Source organism: Micromonospora sp. NPDC047557, assembly GCF_043205095.1.
GTDB lineage: Bacteria > Actinomycetota > Actinomycetes > Mycobacteriales > Micromonosporaceae > Micromonospora.
Genome location: NZ_JBIDDK010000003.1, coordinates 42,964 through 58,678, shown reverse-complemented (window position 1 = coordinate 58,678; position 15,715 = coordinate 42,964). Strand labels below are relative to the sequence as shown.

Here is a 15,715-nt window from a genome sequence, read left to right as displayed (position 1 = left end):
GATGCCCGGCGTGGTGAGCGACCTGCACAGCATCGGCGAGTTGGCCCGGGCCAGCGGCCTGACCGTCAGCGCGTTGCGCTTCTACGACTCGGCGGGCGTGCTGGCGCCGGCCCTGGTCGATCCGGTGACGGGCTACCGCTGGTACACCGACGAGCAGATCGGCCCGGCCCGACTGGTCGCGGGCCTGCGCCGGGTCGGCATGCCGGTGCCCGAGATCGCCGCCGCCGTCCGCGCCGAGCCGGCCGAGGTGCACCGGCTGCTCGACGCGCACCTGCGCCGGCTGGCCGACGGGCTGGCCGACGCCCGCCGCGAGATCGTCCGGCTCCGGGCCCTGGTCGACCCGGCGCCCACGACGGTGACCACGCTGCTGCTCTCCCCCGCCGAGCTGGCCGCCGCGCTCGACGCGGTGCGCTTCGCCGTCGGCGTCGACCCGGAGCTGCCGGCGCTGTCCGGGGTGCTGCTCGACGTGGCGCCGGACGGTGTGCGCCTGGTCGCCACCGACCGGCACCGCCTCGCGGTGGCCCGGGCCGCGGCGGGTGTCGACGGACCGCCCGCGCGGGTGCTCGTGCCGGTGGATCTCGTCGACCGGCTGCGCCGGCTGCTCGCCACCGCCGACGCCCGGGAGGTGCGGCTGACCGTGGCCGGCGTGGACCTGCGGGTGACGGTGGCCGGTCGGACGCTGACCGGCGCCGCCCTGCCGTACGACTTCCCGGACTACCGCCGGCTGCTGCGCGAGGCGGTCGGCGCTCGGCCGGCCGCGTACCGCATCCCGGTGGACGTGGTGGCGCTGCGTGCGGCACTGCGCGACCCGGCCGCCCCCACGCTGGCCCGCGAGTACGCCGGCACGCCGCTGGCGGTCTCCGTCCTCGGCCTCGACGACTCCGGCGGCCTGCGCCTGCTGCACCCCGCCGAGCTGGCCACAGCCGATCCGGCGCCCGATCCGACGAGCGGGCTGCGGTTCGGGGTCAACGGCGGGTACCTGCTCGACGCGCTGGACGCGGCCGGCGGCCCGCAACTGGTGCTGGAGCTGGACGGGCCGATCGCCCCGCTGGCCGTGCGCCGCCCGAACGACGAGGACACCTTCTCCGTCCTGATGCCGATCCGGCTGTAAAAACCCGTCGCGCTCCCCGTAGTCGGGTGGAAACGTGCGCGACGGTAGCATCTGATGGTTCACCAGTGAACCCCGGACGGAGGCGTACGGAGCAGCATGCTCGACATGGAGTTGATCCGGAAGGATCGCGAGGCGGTGGCGACCGCGCTGGCGAAGCGTCTGGATCCCGCCGAGGTCGATCGGGCCCTGGACGAGATCCAGCGGCTCGACCAGGAACGGCGCGCCCTGATCACGGAGATCGACGCCGAGCGGCAGCGCCGCAAGGCCGAGGCCCGTGCGTACGCGCAGGCGAAGCGCGCCGGCACCGAGCCGCAGGTCACCGCGCCGGAGTCCGAGCGCAAGCAGCTCGCCGACCTGGAGTCCCAGTTGGACGAGGTGCAGGCCCGGCTGCGCGACGCGATGAGCGAGCTGCCGAACCTGCCCAGCGACGACGTCCTGCCCGGCGGCAAGGAGGCGAACCGGGTCGTCAAGACCTTCGGCGAGCCGCCGGTGATCGAGAAGGTCCGCGACCACGTGGAGCTGTCCCGCGCGCTGGGTCTGGTCGACTACGAGCGCGGCGTCAAGCTCGGCGGCTCCGGCTTCTGGATCTACACGGGGATCGGCGCGCGGCTGGAGTGGGCGCTGCTCAACTACTTCGTCGACCAGCACATCAAGGCCGGCTACGAGTTCCTGCTCCCGCCGCACCTGCTGCTCGACTCGGCCGGTTTCGCCGCCGGCCAGTTCCCCAAGTTCTACGACGACGTCTACCACCTGGACGCCGACTCCGCGCCGCGCGGGCAGTTCCTGCTGCCCACGTCGGAGACGGCGATCCTGGGCGCGTACCAGGACGAGATCCTGGAGACCACGAAGCTGCCGCTGAAGGCGTTCGCGTACACGCCCTGCTACCGGCGGGAGTCGGCCGGGTCGCACTCGGACGAGCGCGGCACGGTGCGCGGGCACCAGTTCAACAAGGTGGAGATCTTCCAGTTCACCCTGCCCGAGCAGGCGGACGCGGCACTGGAGGAGATGCTCGCCCACGCCGAGAGCCTGGTCGAGGGGCTGGGTCTGCACTACCAGCGGACGCTGCTCTCGGCGGGCGACGCGAGCGCCTCGATGAAGAAGACCCTCGACATCGAGGTGTGGATGCCGAGCACCGGCAAGTACAAGGAGGTGTCGTCGGTCTCCTGGGCCGGCGACTACCAGGCCCGCCGGGCGGCCATCCGCTATCGCGAGCCGGGTGCCAAGCAGACCCGCTTCGTGCACACCCTCAACGGCTCCGCGCTGGCCACCAGCCGGCTCTTCCCGGCCATCCTGGAGCAGTACCAGCAGGCCGACGGCTCAGTCCTGGTCCCCAAGGTCCTCCAGGACCGCCTGGGCACAGACCGCCTGTCCCCGCGCTGACCCCGCCTCCCGCTGTCGATCATGAAGTTATTGCCCGCCGCCTCGGCGTGTCGCGGCAACAACTTCATGATCGACGCTGGGAGGGCGGAGGCGCCTGAGCAGGAGGGCCGCCAGGAGGAGCGCTGCGAGGGCGGCCAGGAGTGGTGCCGGGCCTAGCGTGTCGACGGTGTTGGCCAGGGTTTGCTGGAACTGTGTTGCCGCTTGGATGACCGGATCGTCCAGGGCGTCGCGGCGGCCGGCGGCCAGCCGCAGCTCGTACCAGCCGTACCAGGCGACGTACCCGCCCGCGAGCAGCAGCACCAGGCCACTGAGCCGGGGCACCAGCGCGCCGGCGACGCGCAGCCGGGCCACCAGCCCGTCGCGCAGCAGCGCCACACCGAGCGCGGCGACCGCGACCACCAGACCCATCCCGAGGGCGTACGCGCCGAACAGAGCCAGCCCGCGGCCGGTCGAGCCGGCCTGGAGGCTGGTCACCACGATGGCGAGAAACGGTGCGATGGCGCAGCCGAGCGACGCCAGCGCGTACACCGCGCCGAACAGCGCCATCGACGGCCAGGACCTGGTCAGCCGGGGCGCCCGCGCGGTCCACCCGGGCGCGGGCAGCCGTCGACCGGCGAGCAGCCAGCAACCGGCCAGCACCAGCAGCAGCCCGAGCGCCACGGTCAGCCACGGCAGCCGGGGACGCAGCCAGCCGGCCAGCGGCGCGAGCGCCAGGCCGAAGGCGCCGAAGACCACCACGTACCCCAGGGTGAGCCCGGCCGCCGCGGTGAGCGCGCGGCCGACCGCGCCGCGGGCGTCCGACGCTCCGGCGACCAACAGCGAGAGGTACGCGGGCAGCAACGCGAAGCCGCACGGGTTGACCGCGCCGAGCATGCCGGCGGTCAGCGCGAGCAGCAGCGGGGCCGTCACGCCCCGGCCAGGGCGGCAACCCGGGCGCTGAGCGCCTCACCGTCCAGGAAGCCCTGGTGGACGACCTTGCCGTCCCGGTCGATGATCACGAAGATGCTCTGCTCGGTCACCGTGAACCGCTTCCAGAGCGTGCCCTTGCGGTCGTCGATCTGCGGCATGTCGCCGAGGTCGAACTCCTTGACGAAGTTCTTCATGTCCCGCTGCTCGCCGAGCCCGGCGACGCCGACGATCGGCACGGTGTCCCGGTACTTCGGCGCGATCTCGGCCACCGTCCACGCCTGGCTGGCGCAGGTGGCGCACCACGGCGCCCAGAACCAGAGCACCACCGGCCGGCCGGCCAGTCGCGTCGCGTCGAACGCGCTGCCGGTGAGGGTGGTCCCGCTGAAGCGCAGAACGTCCGGGACCTTGACCGGGACCGAGGCCGGCGCGGCCGACGGCGAGCCGGTCGCGGAGGCAGCCGGGGTGGCCGGGGAGCTGGCCGGGGCCGGCGTGGTCCCGGCGGCGGCAGCGTCGGGCGGCACCGTGCCGGTGCAGGACGCCGTGGCGAGCAGGGTGGCGACGAGCGCCCCCACGATGGCGGCGCGGGGCGGGTACGCCGCCGCTGTCCGCCCGATCGGCTTGCGCATCCGCAGCTCCGTTCGACAGGTGTGGTGGTCAGTGCCTTTCCCTACTCGGCCTTGGCGAGGCGCAGGGCGAGTTCCGGGCAGACCTTGACGGCCTTCAGGGCGCCCTCGCGCAGCCAGGTCGGCACGGGGGTGGTCGGGAACGCCGGATAGCCGTTGCCGTCCAGCCGGATGAAGTCCGGCACCACGTGCGCGCACAGGCCGTGCCCGTCGCAGCGGGACCAGTCCAGGGTGAGCTTCTGCGGGTTGGGGTCGGGTGCGCCGGGCAGCCCCATGACGCCCTTGACCCGCCGGCCGCAGCCGTCGCCGGTGCTGTGCAGCCGCAAATCCTCGGCGAAGACCTCGATCGCGGAGAGGGCGAACCGTGCCGTGCCGTCCGGGTGGCTGCACGCGCCGCGGCCCTTGACCTCGCCGGCGGCGGCCCGCACCACGTCGGCCGGTTGGCTGCCGGCCACGGCCAGGTCGACCGCGCGCGCCAGGTCCGGCAGGCCCATCTTGCACGGGCCGCACTGGCCGGCGGACTCCCCGGCCAGGTAGCGCACCACCTGGGCGGCCTCGCCGAGCGGGCAGGTGTCCACGCCGATCGGGATGATGATGCCGGCGCCGAGGGTGCCGCCTACTGCGGCCAGGCCCTTGCGGGAGACCTCGGCCTTCTCCGCCGCCTCCGGGGTGATCCACTTGCCGTGGTAGCCGCCCATCAGGATGCCCTGGACGTCCGGGACCTCACACAGGTCGAGAACGTCGCGCAGCGGCATGCCGGCCGTGCACTCCACCACCGCCGGCCGGCCCGCCGCGCCGGTCACGGTGAGCAGCACGGTGCCCGGCTCGTCGTCGGTGCCGAGCGCCGCGTACTCGTACGGGCCGAGTCGCGCGCCGACGGCGAGTTGGGCGTACGTCTCGGCGTTGGACAGCAGGGTGGGCAGGCCGCCGACGCCGGAGTCGCTGGAGCGCTTCTTGGTGCCCGGAGGGATGTGCGGCAGCCCGTTGATGCCGTTGACCAGCGCGCCGCCCTCGCCGGAGATGAACCGGTGCGGCACGGTGACGATGGTGGTCCGCACCGGCATCCGGCGCTCTGCGAGAGCCTCCATCAGCGAGTCCCGCCCGACCCCGTCGTCGGCCACGCCGAGAACGATCTCCTCGGCGTCCAGCGCGTACGCGGCCAGCGCCGCGCCGTCGAGGATCAGGTGCGGGGCGCGGGTGAGCAGCACCTTGTCCTTCCAGCTGGCCGGCTCCCCCTCGCTGGCGTTGACGACCACCACCGCGGCGAGGTCCTGCCGCTCGCAGGACTCCAGCACCGCGCGCAGCTTGCGGGCGAACGGGAAGCCCGCCCCGCCCTTGCCCTTGAGCTGCATGCCCTCGACGAGCCGGAGCAACTGCGCCGGCTCCATCGGGCCGATCGGCCCGTGCACCTCCTCGTGCGCGGCCAGGTCGAGCCGGCCGAACTCGGCGAAGCCGGCGGTCAGCCGAGGCTCACCGACGCAGGCCACCGGCGGCACGGTCGTGCGCATCACTTCGCCTCACCCCGCAGCCCGGCCCAGTACGCCCCGTCCACGGCGTCCGCGCTGGCCTTGCGGCGCTTGGCGGACCGGCCGTCGCCGGCGGCCCGCCGGGCTCGCCGTGACGCCAGGTCGACAAGGGTCGGGGTGTCGTCGACGGGCGGCGGCACGTCCTCGGGCACGTACCGCGCCGGCGGCCGCCAGTAGTCCGGCTCCTCCGGCAGGTCGTCCTCAACGCTGTGCCGGCCGCTGCCGCTGCGCGGCGCCGCCGAGATCGGGCCACCCGAGATCGGGCCGGCCGAGATCGGCTCGGCGGAGACCGGGCCGGCAGAGATCGGGCCGGCGGAGATCGGCTCGGCGGCCTGCCAGCGGCGCGGGCTGTCCCACGGCTCCTCCGGCTCCTCGACGGCCCGTCGGGGCGGCGCCGAGTACCGGGTGCCCTCGTCCTCGGAGCGGGACCGGCGGCTGCTCCGCTCGGCGGCCGGCTCCTCGGCGCGACGGCGTCGGGTCGGGGCGGTCTCCTCGTCCCGGTCACGGGTGCGCGACGCGCGCCGCCGGGTCACCGGCTCCAACTCCTCCTCGTCGCGAAGACGGGTGCCGGTCTCCTCGACGCTGCGCCGGCTCGACCGGCGGGTCGTGGTCTCCGCCTCGTCGCGCCGTCCACGCGTCGGCCGGTCGGCGTCCTGCCGAGCCGCCGGTGCCTCGTCCCGGCGCCGTCGACTGGGCCGGGCCGGCTCGGCGAGCGAGCCGGGCTCGGGCACCACCGGAACGGTGAACCGCTCGGGGTCGCGCCGCCGTGGGCCGGGCGGCGCCGTCCAGGTGGCGGTGGTCGCCTCCGCCCAGGCCGGGCGCTTGTCCTCGCTGGTGTCGCGGCGACGGCTCAGGCCGGCCAGCAGTGACCGGCCGCGGCCCTCCTCGGTGGCCCGCCCGGCCAGCACCGCGTTGCGCACGGCGGCCTGGTGCTGCTCCCGGCTGCGCCGGCCGATGGTGACCGAGAGCCGAACCAGCAGCGCCAGCACGACGAACAGGACGCAGGCGAGGTAGCTGAGCACGACCCAGGACGCGGCGGCCCGACCGGCGTTGAGGCCGTGCAGGATCGAGAAGGGCCAGGCGAGGTAGGCGGCGGAGTGCAGGGCTCGCCACAGCCACTTCGGACCGACGCCGGCGAAGCGGGCCCGGATGATGCCGGTCCAGATCACGCTGACCATGAGCAGGGCCGCCACCGTGCCGAGGCCGACGTAGAGGCCCCGGCCACCGACGAACGGCACCAGCGAGTCGGTCACCGCCGCGCGACCGGTAGCGATCTTGGTGAGGACGTGAAAGAACAGCCCGGCGATGCCCAGGACGCCGGTGGCGCGGTGCGCCGACTGCATCAGCACCCGGTGCGAGATGCTCAGCACCAGCCGGTCGGTGGCGAGCAGGCCCAGCATCACGGTGAGACTCAACGACACCAGGGCGATCACCCCGGCGAAGAACTCGGTGAAGAAGAAGCCGTACGCGTACGCCGTCTGGCCGGCGCCGGTCAGCATGGTCGCCGCCCAGAGCGCGGCCAGCACGGACGCGATCAGCAACGTCGTCGCCGAACGCGACCGGGTCCGCACCCCCCGACTGCTGGTGCTGGTCCGGACCTCGGTGGCCTTCTGGTTCTGCTTTGCCCGGGCCATCTGCTCCTCGATCGTCTCGCGGCGGCGCACCACCGGCCGACCCCTGCTCCCCCATCCAGTACGGACCGGCGGGGCGAGCGGATCACCCGGGGACGGAAATTTCTGGGCCGGATCGAACCGACCGACGCCGGGACGCGTGTAGCGGCCACCGTGGACAGTGATCGACATCCATACGTTGACAGTCGTTGCAACACGCTTGTAACCTTTCGGCAAATTTCAGCATGGGTTGCAAGATTCGAGCAGCCGATGCGATCCCCCGCCGCACCACCACCCCCACCCCCCGCTCCCGTCAGGAGTCCCGATGCACCGACGTCGACGCGGCTCGGCGATCCTCGCCCTCGGCCTGGTCGCCAGCCTGCTCGTCCCCCTCACCGCGGCGGCACCCCCGGCCGCCGCCAGCCCGTCCGGCGCCAAGAAGGTCATCGTCCAGCTCTTCGAGTGGAACTGGCCGTCGGTGGCCAGCGAGTGCCAGAGCACGCTCGGCCCGAAGGGCTACGGCTACGTCCAGGTCTCGCCCCCGCAGGAGCACGTGCGGGGCAACCAGTGGTGGCTGGCGTACCAGCCGGTCAGCTACCGGATCGAGTCCCGCAAGGGCACCCGGGCCCAGTTCCAGTCGATGGTGAACACCTGCCACGCGGCCGGCGTCAAGGTGCTCGTCGACGCCGTGATCAACCACATGTCCGGCCAGGACAACGGCGGCACCGGCTGGGCCGGCTCGTCGTACTCGCACTACGACTATCCGGGCATCTACCAGACCCAGGACTTTCACCACTGCGGGCGCAACGGCGGCGACGACATCGCCAACTACAACGACCGGTACGAGGTGCAGAACTGCGAGCTGGTCAACCTGTCGGACCTGAAGACCGAGTCGGACTACGTCCGGACGAAGATCGCGTCGTACCTCAACGACCTGCTCTCCCTCGGCGTCGACGGGTTCCGGATGGACGCCAGCAAGCACATGCCGGCCGCCGACATCGCCGCGATCAAGAGCAAACTGTCCCGCTCGGTGTACATCGTGCAGGAGGTCATCTACGGCGCGGGCGAGCCGGTCCAGCCGACCGAGTACACCGGCAACGGTGACGTGCACGAGTTCCGCTACGGCAAGGACCTGGCCCGGGTCTTCCGCTCGGAGAAGCTGGCGTACCTGAGCAACTTCGGCGAGGGCTGGGGTCACCTGCCCACCGGGTCGGCCGCGGTGTTCGTGGACAACCACGACACCCAGCGGGACAACAGCGGGGTGCTGACCTACCGCGACCGGGGGATCTACGCCCTCGCCAACGCCTTCATGCTGGCCTGGCCGTACGGCTCGCCGACCGTCATGTCCAGCTACACCTTCAGCAACCGCGACGCCGGCCCGCCCTCGGACGGCAACAACAAGACGCTGAACACCGCCTGCTACTCCGGCTGGGAGTGCGAGCACCGCTGGCCGGTGATCGCCAACATGGTCGGCTTCCGCAACGCCACCGAGGGCGCGGGCGTGGCCAACTGGTACGACAACGGCAACAACCACATCGCGTTCAGCCGCAGCGGCAAGGGCTTCGTCACCCTCAACGACGAGGACTCCGCCGTGAACGGCCGCTCGTACTACACCGGGCTGCCCGCCGGCCGGTACTGCGACGTCATCCACGGCACGTACGCGGGCGGCACGTGCAGCGGACCGGTGATCACCGTGGACGGTAACGGCTGGTTCGCTGCGAACGTGCCGGCGCACGACGCGGTGGCCATCCACATCGGCGCGCGGGTCTGACCGACCCCGGGGCCTCCGGCCGGCGCGTATCGCCGAACCGGGGGCCCCGGACCGTCCACCGCCATAAAGTGGTTTGGTGCCGTTTGACCGAATGTCCCCGTACCGCCGCCGTGCCGGCTGGATCGCCGCCGGCATCGCCGTACCCGTGCTGCTGGCCGCCGCGCTGCTGGTCGGCCAGGCTCTCACCCCACGCTCGACGGCCCCCGACAGGCGGAACGTGGCCGCAGCCGACCCGACGCCGAGCAGCGTCGAGCAGAGCCCGGAGGAGTCGGTCCCGCCGGCCGCGCCCGCACCGGCCAGTCTGCCGGTGCTCGACTACGACCCCGCGCCCAAGGGTTTTCCCCCCGACCCGGCCACGATGGACGTCACGCCCCTGACCGAGGGCGTGCACCCGACCCGGCGGATCGCCGCGTACGACGCGCCCGGCGGACGGCCACGGGCCTTCCTCGAACCGACGCTCGCCGGTGTCGAGCTGACCGTGCCGATCGCCGAACGGCGGGTCGGCTGGACGGCCGTTCTGCTGCCCTCGGCCAACCGGCGTCTCGCCTGGCTGGCGCCCGGCGGGTTCGACACCGTGGCGCTGCGCGACCAGATCGTGGTGGAGCGCAAGGCGCACCGGCTCACCTGGTACCGGTCCGGCAAGGCGGTGCGCTCCTGGGAGACGAGTCTCGGCCAGTCCGGGCAGGAGACGCCGCTCGGGCGGACCTTCGTCCTGGGCCGCACCCCACCGCCCGGGGAGGTCTACGGCGGGGTGGACATCTACGCCCTCGGCTCGGTGCCCGACGACCCGGAGGCGGTGCCCACCGGGCTGCGCGGCGCGCACATCGGCCTGCACACCTGGTACAACGACGATGAACTGGGCGAGAACACCACCAACGGCTGCATCCGGGTCAACCGCAGCGGCCAGCGGGAACTGCTCGCCGAGGTCCGACCCGGCAGCAGCCTGGTGGTGGTCGACCAGCTCGCCACCCCGCCGGCGACCGCCTGAGCGGGGCCGCTCAGTCGCCGAGCAGCCAGCCGTTCTGCTCGGCGATGCGCACGGCCGCGGCCCGGTTGCGGGCGCCGGTCTTGCCGATCGCCGCGGAGAGGTGGTTGCGCACCGTCCCCTCGGACAGGTGCAGCGCCTTCGCCAGCTCGGCGACCGCGCCACCGGCCCGGGCCGCCCGCAGCACCTCGGTCTCCCGCTCGGTCAGCGGGCTCGCCCCGGTGGCCAGGGTCTCCGCGGCCAGCGTCGGGTCCACCACCCGCAGGCCGGCGTGCACGCGGCGGACCGCGTCGGCGAGCTGTCGGGCCGGGGTGTCCTTGACCACGAAGCCGTTCGCGCCGGCCTCCATGGCGCGACGCAGGTAGCCGGGTCGACCGAACGTGGTCACCACCAGCACCCGGCAGGCCGGCAGCGCCGCCCGCAGCGCTGCGGTGGCGGCGATCCCGTCCAGGCCGGGCATCTCCACGTCCAGCAGGGCCACGTCGGGCGTGTGCCGGAGGGCCTCGGGCACCACCTCGTCGCCCCGGCCCACCTCGGCCACGACGGTCAGGTCCGGTTCCAGCGAGAGCAGCGCGGCCAACGCACCACGGACGAGCGCCTGGTCGTCGGCGAGCAGTAGCCGGATTGGCGTACCCGCCGCGCTCACCGGGCCGCCGCCGGGGCGTGCACGCGCAGCAGGAAGCCGGTGCCGTCGTCCCGGCCGCGGCCCACGGTCACCACGGCGTCCAGCCGGCGGGCGCGTTCGCGCAGGCCGACCAGCCCGTACCCGGCGGCGCCGGCGTCCGGCGTGGACGGCCCCCGGCCGTCGTCGCTCACCTCGACACCGTCCGGGCGCACCCGGATCGTGCAACACCGCGCGCCGCTGTGCCGGACCACATTGGTCACCCCTTCGCGTACCGTCCACCCGAACAGCCGGTCCCACTCCCCCGGCAACTCCGGCACCTCGGTCGGCAACTCCGCCGCGATGCCCGCCGCGGCGAGCGCGGACCGCGCGCCGGCCAGCTCCCCGGCGAGGGTGACCTCCCGGTACGCCCCGACGGTCTGCCGCACGTCGGCCAGCGCCGCCCGCGCCAACCTCTCCACCTCGGCGATCTCGGCGGCCGCCCGGACGGTGTCGACCTCGATCAGCCGCCCGGCCAGCTCAGCCTTGATCGCCACCACGGTCAGCGAGTGCCCGAGGATGTCGTGCAGGTCGCGCGCGGCGCGGGCCCGCTCCTCGGCGACCGCGAGCCGGCCGATCTCCTGCTGGGCGGCCTGAAGCTCGCTGTTGCGCTGGGCCAACCGGGACACGCCGAACATGGCGAACGAGGCGAGCAGCACCGCGAAGACGATGCCGTGCTCCGCCTCCCAGCCCGGCACCAACCAGGAAGCCAGCGCGGGAGTCACGGCGCAGAGCGCCACGGTGAGCAACGCCTCCCACGGCGGCAACAGGAACACCCCGGCCGCGGCCACGTAGACCAGGGTCGCCAGCCAGTCGCCGCCGGCGCCCGGGATGCTGACCAGGCCCACCGCGAGCAGCACCAGCAGGCCCACCCGCGCCCGCCCCGCCGGGATCGGCAGCAGCAGCTGGCGCAGCCGGCGGGCCCACTGGAACAGCAGCACGTAGCCCAGACCGAAGACGACAAGGGCGGTCACGCCGACGACCCGCCGCCACGGCTCCGGCTGCTGCAACGCGGTGGAGATCGGCACGTTGAGGAAGAACAGCCACACGGCGGCCAGCAGCCAGCCGATGTACCGCCACTGGCGGTTCATCGGCTGGGGCTGCCCCGTCGGGAGGTCCATCGGCTCCACGCTAGCGGTCGCGGCGGTCAGACCCGAGCGGTGTCCCGGCGGAACAGCCGGGCCGCGCCGACGCCGAAGGCCACGGTCCAGAAGACCATGTTGGCCACTCCGGCCATGCTCACCCCGTCGCCGGTCAGCGGGGCGCGGGCCAGCTCACCCATGCCGTACACCGGGGTGAACTTCGCGGCCTGCTGGAGCACGTGCGGCAGCACCTCGACCGGCACGAACAGCCCGCCGAACATGGCCAGCACGGCCAGGATCGGCCCGATGAACTGCATGACGTTCTCGGCCGGCACCAGGTAGCCGATGAACAGACCGAACGCGGCGAAGACCAGCGAGCCGAGCCACGCGGCGAGCCCGGACAGCAGCCAGACGTCCAGCGGGAGGCGGACGCCGGCCGCGGCGCCCACCACGAACTCGATGACGACCGCGATCAGGCCGAGGGTCATCGCGGTGGCCACCTTCGTCGCCACGTAGGCGGTCGGGCGCAGCGGGGTGAGCCGCAGCTGCCGGCTCCAGCCCAACGCCCGCTCGGTGGCCACCGCGCCGCCCGCGCTGGTGGTCGCCACCATCGCCGCGTACACGGCGAGGCTGATCATGACGTACGCCGTCACGGGTCGGCCGTTGTCCAGTGTCTGCCCCCGCTGCGGCAGGCCGAAGATGAGGAAGAAGACAGCCGGCATGATCAGCGTGAAGGCGAGGGTGCGGCGGTTGCGCAGCACCCGCCGCAGTTCGATGCCGAGGACGGCCGGGGCGAAGCCACCCATCGCGGGCAGCCGGCGGTCGGGCTGGGTGGATCGGTCGGGTCGGTCGGTGCGGGTGGCCGGCAGGGTGGACATCTCAGGCTCCGATGCGCTCGGTGGTCAGGGCGAGGAAGGCGTCCTCGAGGTTGCGGGAGGTGATCTCCACGTCCCGGGCGGCGGTCCGGGTGAGCAGGTGACGGGCGATCGCGTCCGAGTCGCCGGTACGCACCAGCACGCTGTCGCCGCGTACCTCCACGGCGTCCACACCGGGCAGCGCGGCGAGCGCCGCCTGGTCCGCGCCGGGCAGGGTGGCCCGCACCGTACGGCCGGCGGCCAGGTTCTTGATCTGCGCGGTGGTGCCGTCGGCGACGATCCGTCCCTGCCGGACCAGCACGATCCGGTCGGCGTACGCGTCCGCCTCGTCCAGGTAGTGGGTAGCGAAGATGACCGTCCTGCCGTCGCGGGCGTCGCGGCGCAGGGCCTGCCAGAAGTCCCGGCGGCCCTCGACGTCCATCCCCGTGGTCGGCTCGTCGAGCACCATCAGGTCCGGGTCCGGCAGCAGGGCCAGCGCGAAACGCAGTCGCTGCTGCTGACCGCCCGAGCACCGGCCCACGATCCGGTCGGCGATGTCGGCGATGCCGGCGCGCTCCAGCACCTCGGCGGCCGGGCGGGTGTGCCGGTAGAAGTGGGCGGTCATCCGCACGGTCTCGCCGACGGTGAGGTCCTTGAGCAGCCCGCCGGTCTGGAGTACGGCGGCGACCCGACCCCGGGCCACCGCGTCGTCGGCGGTGCCGCCCAGGACGCGGACCGTGCCCGCGTCCGGGCGGGCCAGGCCGAGCAGCATGTCGATGGTGGTGGTCTTGCCCGCCCCGTTGGGGCCGAGGAACGCCACCACCTCGCCGGGCTGCACCCGCAGGCTCAGCCCGTCGACTGCGGTGACCGTACCGAAGGTCTTGGTGAGGCCGTTCAGCTCGACGGCCGGATGCGTACTGGTCATGGCACAGATGCTCCGGCGTCGCGGACGTCGGCTCCCGGAGCGGCCGTCACGTTCCGGCCGTGACATTTGTCAGGGGCCATGCGCCGCCGTCACGCGCCGCAGCGGGAGGAATTCCCGGCGCGGCAGCGGGTAAGCGCGCGGCCGGACGCCGCGACACCGGGAGGACGCGATGGGTGCCACGCCGCAGGGCCGGGTCGACACGGTCGTGCTGATCCACGGACTCTGGATGACCCCGCGCAGCTGGGAGGGGTGGGTCGAGCGGTTCACCGAGCGCGGCATGCACGTCATCGCCCCCGCCTGGCCCGGGATGGACCGGTCCGTGGAGCAGCTGCGCGACGACCCCAGCCCGATCGCCGAGCAGAGCATGGCCACGATCGTCGCCCACTACGACCGGATCATCCGAGGGCTCCCCCGACCGCCGATCATCATGGGGCACTCGTTCGGAGGTCTGTTCGCCCAGGTCCTCGCCGACCGGGGCCTTGGCGCGGCGGTGGTGGGGGTGCATCCGGCAGCGGTGAAGGGCGTGCTCAAGGTGCCGCTGAGCCAGTTGCGCTCCGGCTTCCCCATCCTGCGCAGCCCCGCCAACCGGAGCAGGGCCGTCCCGTTCACCCCGGACGACTTCGCCTACACGTTCGGCAACACGCTCAGCCGCGAGGAGTCCGACCGGGCCTGGCAGCGCTACGCCGTCCCCGGGGCCGGTCGGGTGTTCTTCGAGGGCGCGTTCGCCAACCTCGACCCGCGCTCACCCGCCCGCGTCGACACCGGACGCGACGACCGCGCGCCGCTGCTGCTGATGGCCGGCGGAGAGGACCACGTGGTGCCGGCGTCGGTGGTCCGTTCCAACGCGGGGCTCTACCAGAAGTCCCGGGCGCTCACCGCGTACGAGGAGTTCCCCGGCCGGTCGCACTTCACGGTCGGGGCGCCCGGCTGGGAGCCGGTCGCCGACTACGCGCTGGACTGGGCGCTGCGCGCGGCGGCGCTGCCCCGGGAGGCGACGATCGCCAGCGAGGCCCCCCGCCGCTGACCGCCGACAGGCGTCCCAGGGGCTGTGGCGCATGGGCCGGCCGCCCGGGGGTATGAGCCCGGGATGAGGGCAAGTTTCCGGCTCGGACGGATCGCGGGGGTGCCGGTCGGGGTCAACTGGAGCGTTCTGGTCATCTTCGCGCTGATCGCGTGGGGGCTGGCCGCGAACCAGTTCCCCCGCTCGTACCCGGACCGCTCGCCGGTGGCGTACACCCTCGCCGGCCTGGCCGCGGCGGTGGTCTTCTTCGTCGGCCTGCTCGCCCACGAGGTCTCGCACGCCGTGGTCGCCAAGCGCAACGGCCTGACCGTCGACGGCATCACGCTCTGGCTGTTCGGCGGGGTGGCCGAGCTGAAGGGCGAGCCGCGCGACCCCGGCGCGGAGCTGCGGATCGCCGGCGTCGGTCCGCTGGTCAGCTTGCTGCTCGGGGCGTTCTTCGGTCTCATCGCGTTGCTGTTCGCGCTGGCCGGCCACGGTGGGCTGCTCTTCGGCGCGATCGCGTGGCTGACCGGCATCAACGTGCTCCTGGCGGTCTTCAACGTGCTGCCGGCCGCACCGCTGGACGGTGGCCGGCTGCTGCGCGCCGCCGTGTGGAAGGCCACCGGCGACCGGAGTCGGGCCTCGGTGGTGGCCGCCCGGGCCGGCTGGGTGCTCGGCGCGCTGCTCATCGGGCTCGGGCTGTGGCAGTTCCTGTCCGGTGTCGGCTTCGGTGGGCTCTGGCTGGCGTTGATCGGCTGGTTCCTGATTGGCGCTGCCGGGGTGGAGGAGCGGCAGGCCCGCGCCGGAAGCGCGCTGCGCGGAATCCGGGTCGCCGACGTGATGACGCCGCAGCCGCAGACCGCCTCGGCGGACATGACGGTCGCCGACTTCGTGGACCACTACCTCTTCGCGTACCGGCACTCGGCGCTGCCGCTGACCGAGGAGGGCAGACCGACCGGCCTCGTCACTTTGGACCGGGTGCGGGGCGTACCGGCCGACCGACGGACGTCGACCACGCTGGCCGAGGTGGCCTGCCGGGCCGACGACCTGGTGCTCGCCCAGCCGGGTGAACAGCTCAACGACCTGCTTCCCCGGCTCAGCGAGTGCGCCGACGGCCGCGCCCTGGTGGTGAGCGAAGACGGCCGCCTCACCGGCATCGTCTCCCCCAGCGACATCAGCCGGGCCGTCCAGCGCGGCAGCCTGCGCACCCCGGCCTCGTCCCGCTGATCATGAAGTTATTGCGCCGACACGCCGCGTCGAGGGGCAATAACTTCATGA

Annotated in this window: 14 protein-coding genes; 6 read left to right on the top strand and 8 right to left on the bottom strand. The window is 73.4% G+C overall.

Features of this window, described 5'->3' with window-relative positions:
• Position 1: 1 nt before the first annotated feature.
• Positions 2-1,111, top strand: a complete 1,110-nt coding sequence (locus ACGGAQ_RS10710; protein WP_393046981.1) for a MerR family transcriptional regulator — start codon at positions 2-4, stop codon at positions 1,109-1,111.
• A 96-nt stretch (positions 1,112-1,207) separates the two neighbouring features.
• A complete protein-coding gene (gene serS, locus ACGGAQ_RS10705) occupies positions 1,208-2,491 on the top strand; it encodes a serine--tRNA ligase (protein WP_393046978.1) in 1,284 nt (427 codons plus the stop codon).
• Positions 2,492-2,518: 27 nt separating this feature from the next.
• On the opposite strand, the gene ACGGAQ_RS10700 is transcribed toward serS, so the two are convergent.
• From ACGGAQ_RS10700 to ACGGAQ_RS10685, 4 genes are read right to left on the bottom strand one after another with little or no spacing between them, the layout of a single operon-like run.
• Positions 2,519-3,400 carry a cytochrome c biogenesis CcdA family protein gene (locus ACGGAQ_RS10700; RefSeq protein ID WP_393046975.1) on the bottom strand — a complete coding sequence of 294 codons (882 nt, stop codon included), beginning with the start codon at positions 3,398-3,400 and terminating at the stop codon, positions 2,519-2,521.
• Positions 3,397-4,026: a thioredoxin-like domain-containing protein gene (locus tag ACGGAQ_RS10695; RefSeq protein WP_393046973.1), complete on the bottom strand. Its 630-nt coding sequence runs from the start codon at positions 4,024-4,026 to the stop codon at positions 3,397-3,399. The genes ACGGAQ_RS10700 and ACGGAQ_RS10695 overlap by 4 nt, the downstream gene beginning before the upstream one ends.
• 41 nt (positions 4,027-4,067) lie before the next feature.
• Positions 4,068-5,534, bottom strand: a complete 1,467-nt coding sequence (locus ACGGAQ_RS10690) for an NADH-ubiquinone oxidoreductase-F iron-sulfur binding region domain-containing protein (RefSeq protein ID WP_393046971.1) — start codon at positions 5,532-5,534, stop codon at positions 4,068-4,070.
• Positions 5,531-7,216 carry a hypothetical protein gene (locus tag ACGGAQ_RS10685; protein ID WP_393046968.1) on the bottom strand — a complete coding sequence of 562 codons (1,686 nt, stop codon included), beginning with the start codon at positions 7,214-7,216 and terminating at the stop codon, positions 5,531-5,533. Before ACGGAQ_RS10685 ends, ACGGAQ_RS10690 begins: the two co-directional genes overlap by 4 nt.
• Positions 7,217-7,484: 268 nt before the next feature.
• Here ACGGAQ_RS10685 and ACGGAQ_RS10680 point away from each other — a divergent pair, with 268 nt between their 5' ends.
• Positions 7,485-8,930, top strand: coding sequence for an alpha-amylase family protein (locus ACGGAQ_RS10680; protein WP_355064176.1), 1,446 nt, complete (start codon positions 7,485-7,487; stop codon positions 8,928-8,930).
• A 76-nt stretch (positions 8,931-9,006) separates the two neighbouring features.
• Positions 9,007-9,918: a L,D-transpeptidase gene (locus ACGGAQ_RS10675; RefSeq protein WP_393046965.1), complete on the top strand. Its 912-nt coding sequence runs from the start codon at positions 9,007-9,009 to the stop codon at positions 9,916-9,918.
• A gap of 10 nt (positions 9,919-9,928) precedes the next feature.
• Here ACGGAQ_RS10675 and ACGGAQ_RS10670 read toward each other — a convergent pair whose 3' ends face one another.
• Genes ACGGAQ_RS10670 through ACGGAQ_RS10655 form a run of 4 tightly spaced genes read right to left on the bottom strand, consistent with a single transcriptional unit; the run spans position 9,929 to position 13,437 of the window.
• Positions 9,929-10,561 carry a response regulator transcription factor gene (locus ACGGAQ_RS10670; RefSeq protein ID WP_354856249.1) on the bottom strand — a complete coding sequence of 211 codons (633 nt, stop codon included), beginning with the start codon at positions 10,559-10,561 and terminating at the stop codon, positions 9,929-9,931.
• Positions 10,558-11,697, bottom strand: coding sequence for a sensor histidine kinase (locus ACGGAQ_RS10665; protein ID WP_393046962.1), 1,140 nt, complete (start codon positions 11,695-11,697; stop codon positions 10,558-10,560). Before ACGGAQ_RS10665 ends, ACGGAQ_RS10670 begins: the two co-directional genes overlap by 4 nt.
• 26 nt (positions 11,698-11,723) lie before the next feature.
• Positions 11,724-12,536, bottom strand: a complete 813-nt coding sequence (locus ACGGAQ_RS10660; protein ID WP_393046959.1) for an ABC transporter permease — start codon at positions 12,534-12,536, stop codon at positions 11,724-11,726.
• 1 nt (position 12,537) lies between these two features.
• The gene (locus ACGGAQ_RS10655; RefSeq protein WP_393046956.1) at positions 12,538-13,437 is read right to left on the bottom strand and encodes an ABC transporter ATP-binding protein; all 900 of its coding nucleotides are present in this window, start codon (positions 13,435-13,437) and stop codon (positions 12,538-12,540) included.
• 169 nt (positions 13,438-13,606) lie between these two features.
• Here ACGGAQ_RS10655 and ACGGAQ_RS10650 point away from each other — a divergent pair, with 169 nt between their 5' ends.
• The gene (locus ACGGAQ_RS10650) at positions 13,607-14,461 is read left to right on the top strand and encodes an alpha/beta hydrolase (RefSeq protein WP_393046953.1); all 855 of its coding nucleotides are present in this window, start codon (positions 13,607-13,609) and stop codon (positions 14,459-14,461) included.
• A 63-nt stretch (positions 14,462-14,524) separates the two neighbouring features.
• On the top strand, positions 14,525-15,664 hold the full coding sequence (locus ACGGAQ_RS10645; protein WP_393046950.1) for a site-2 protease family protein: 1,140 nt from the start codon (positions 14,525-14,527) through the stop codon (positions 15,662-15,664).
• Positions 15,665-15,715 lie beyond the last annotated feature (51 nt).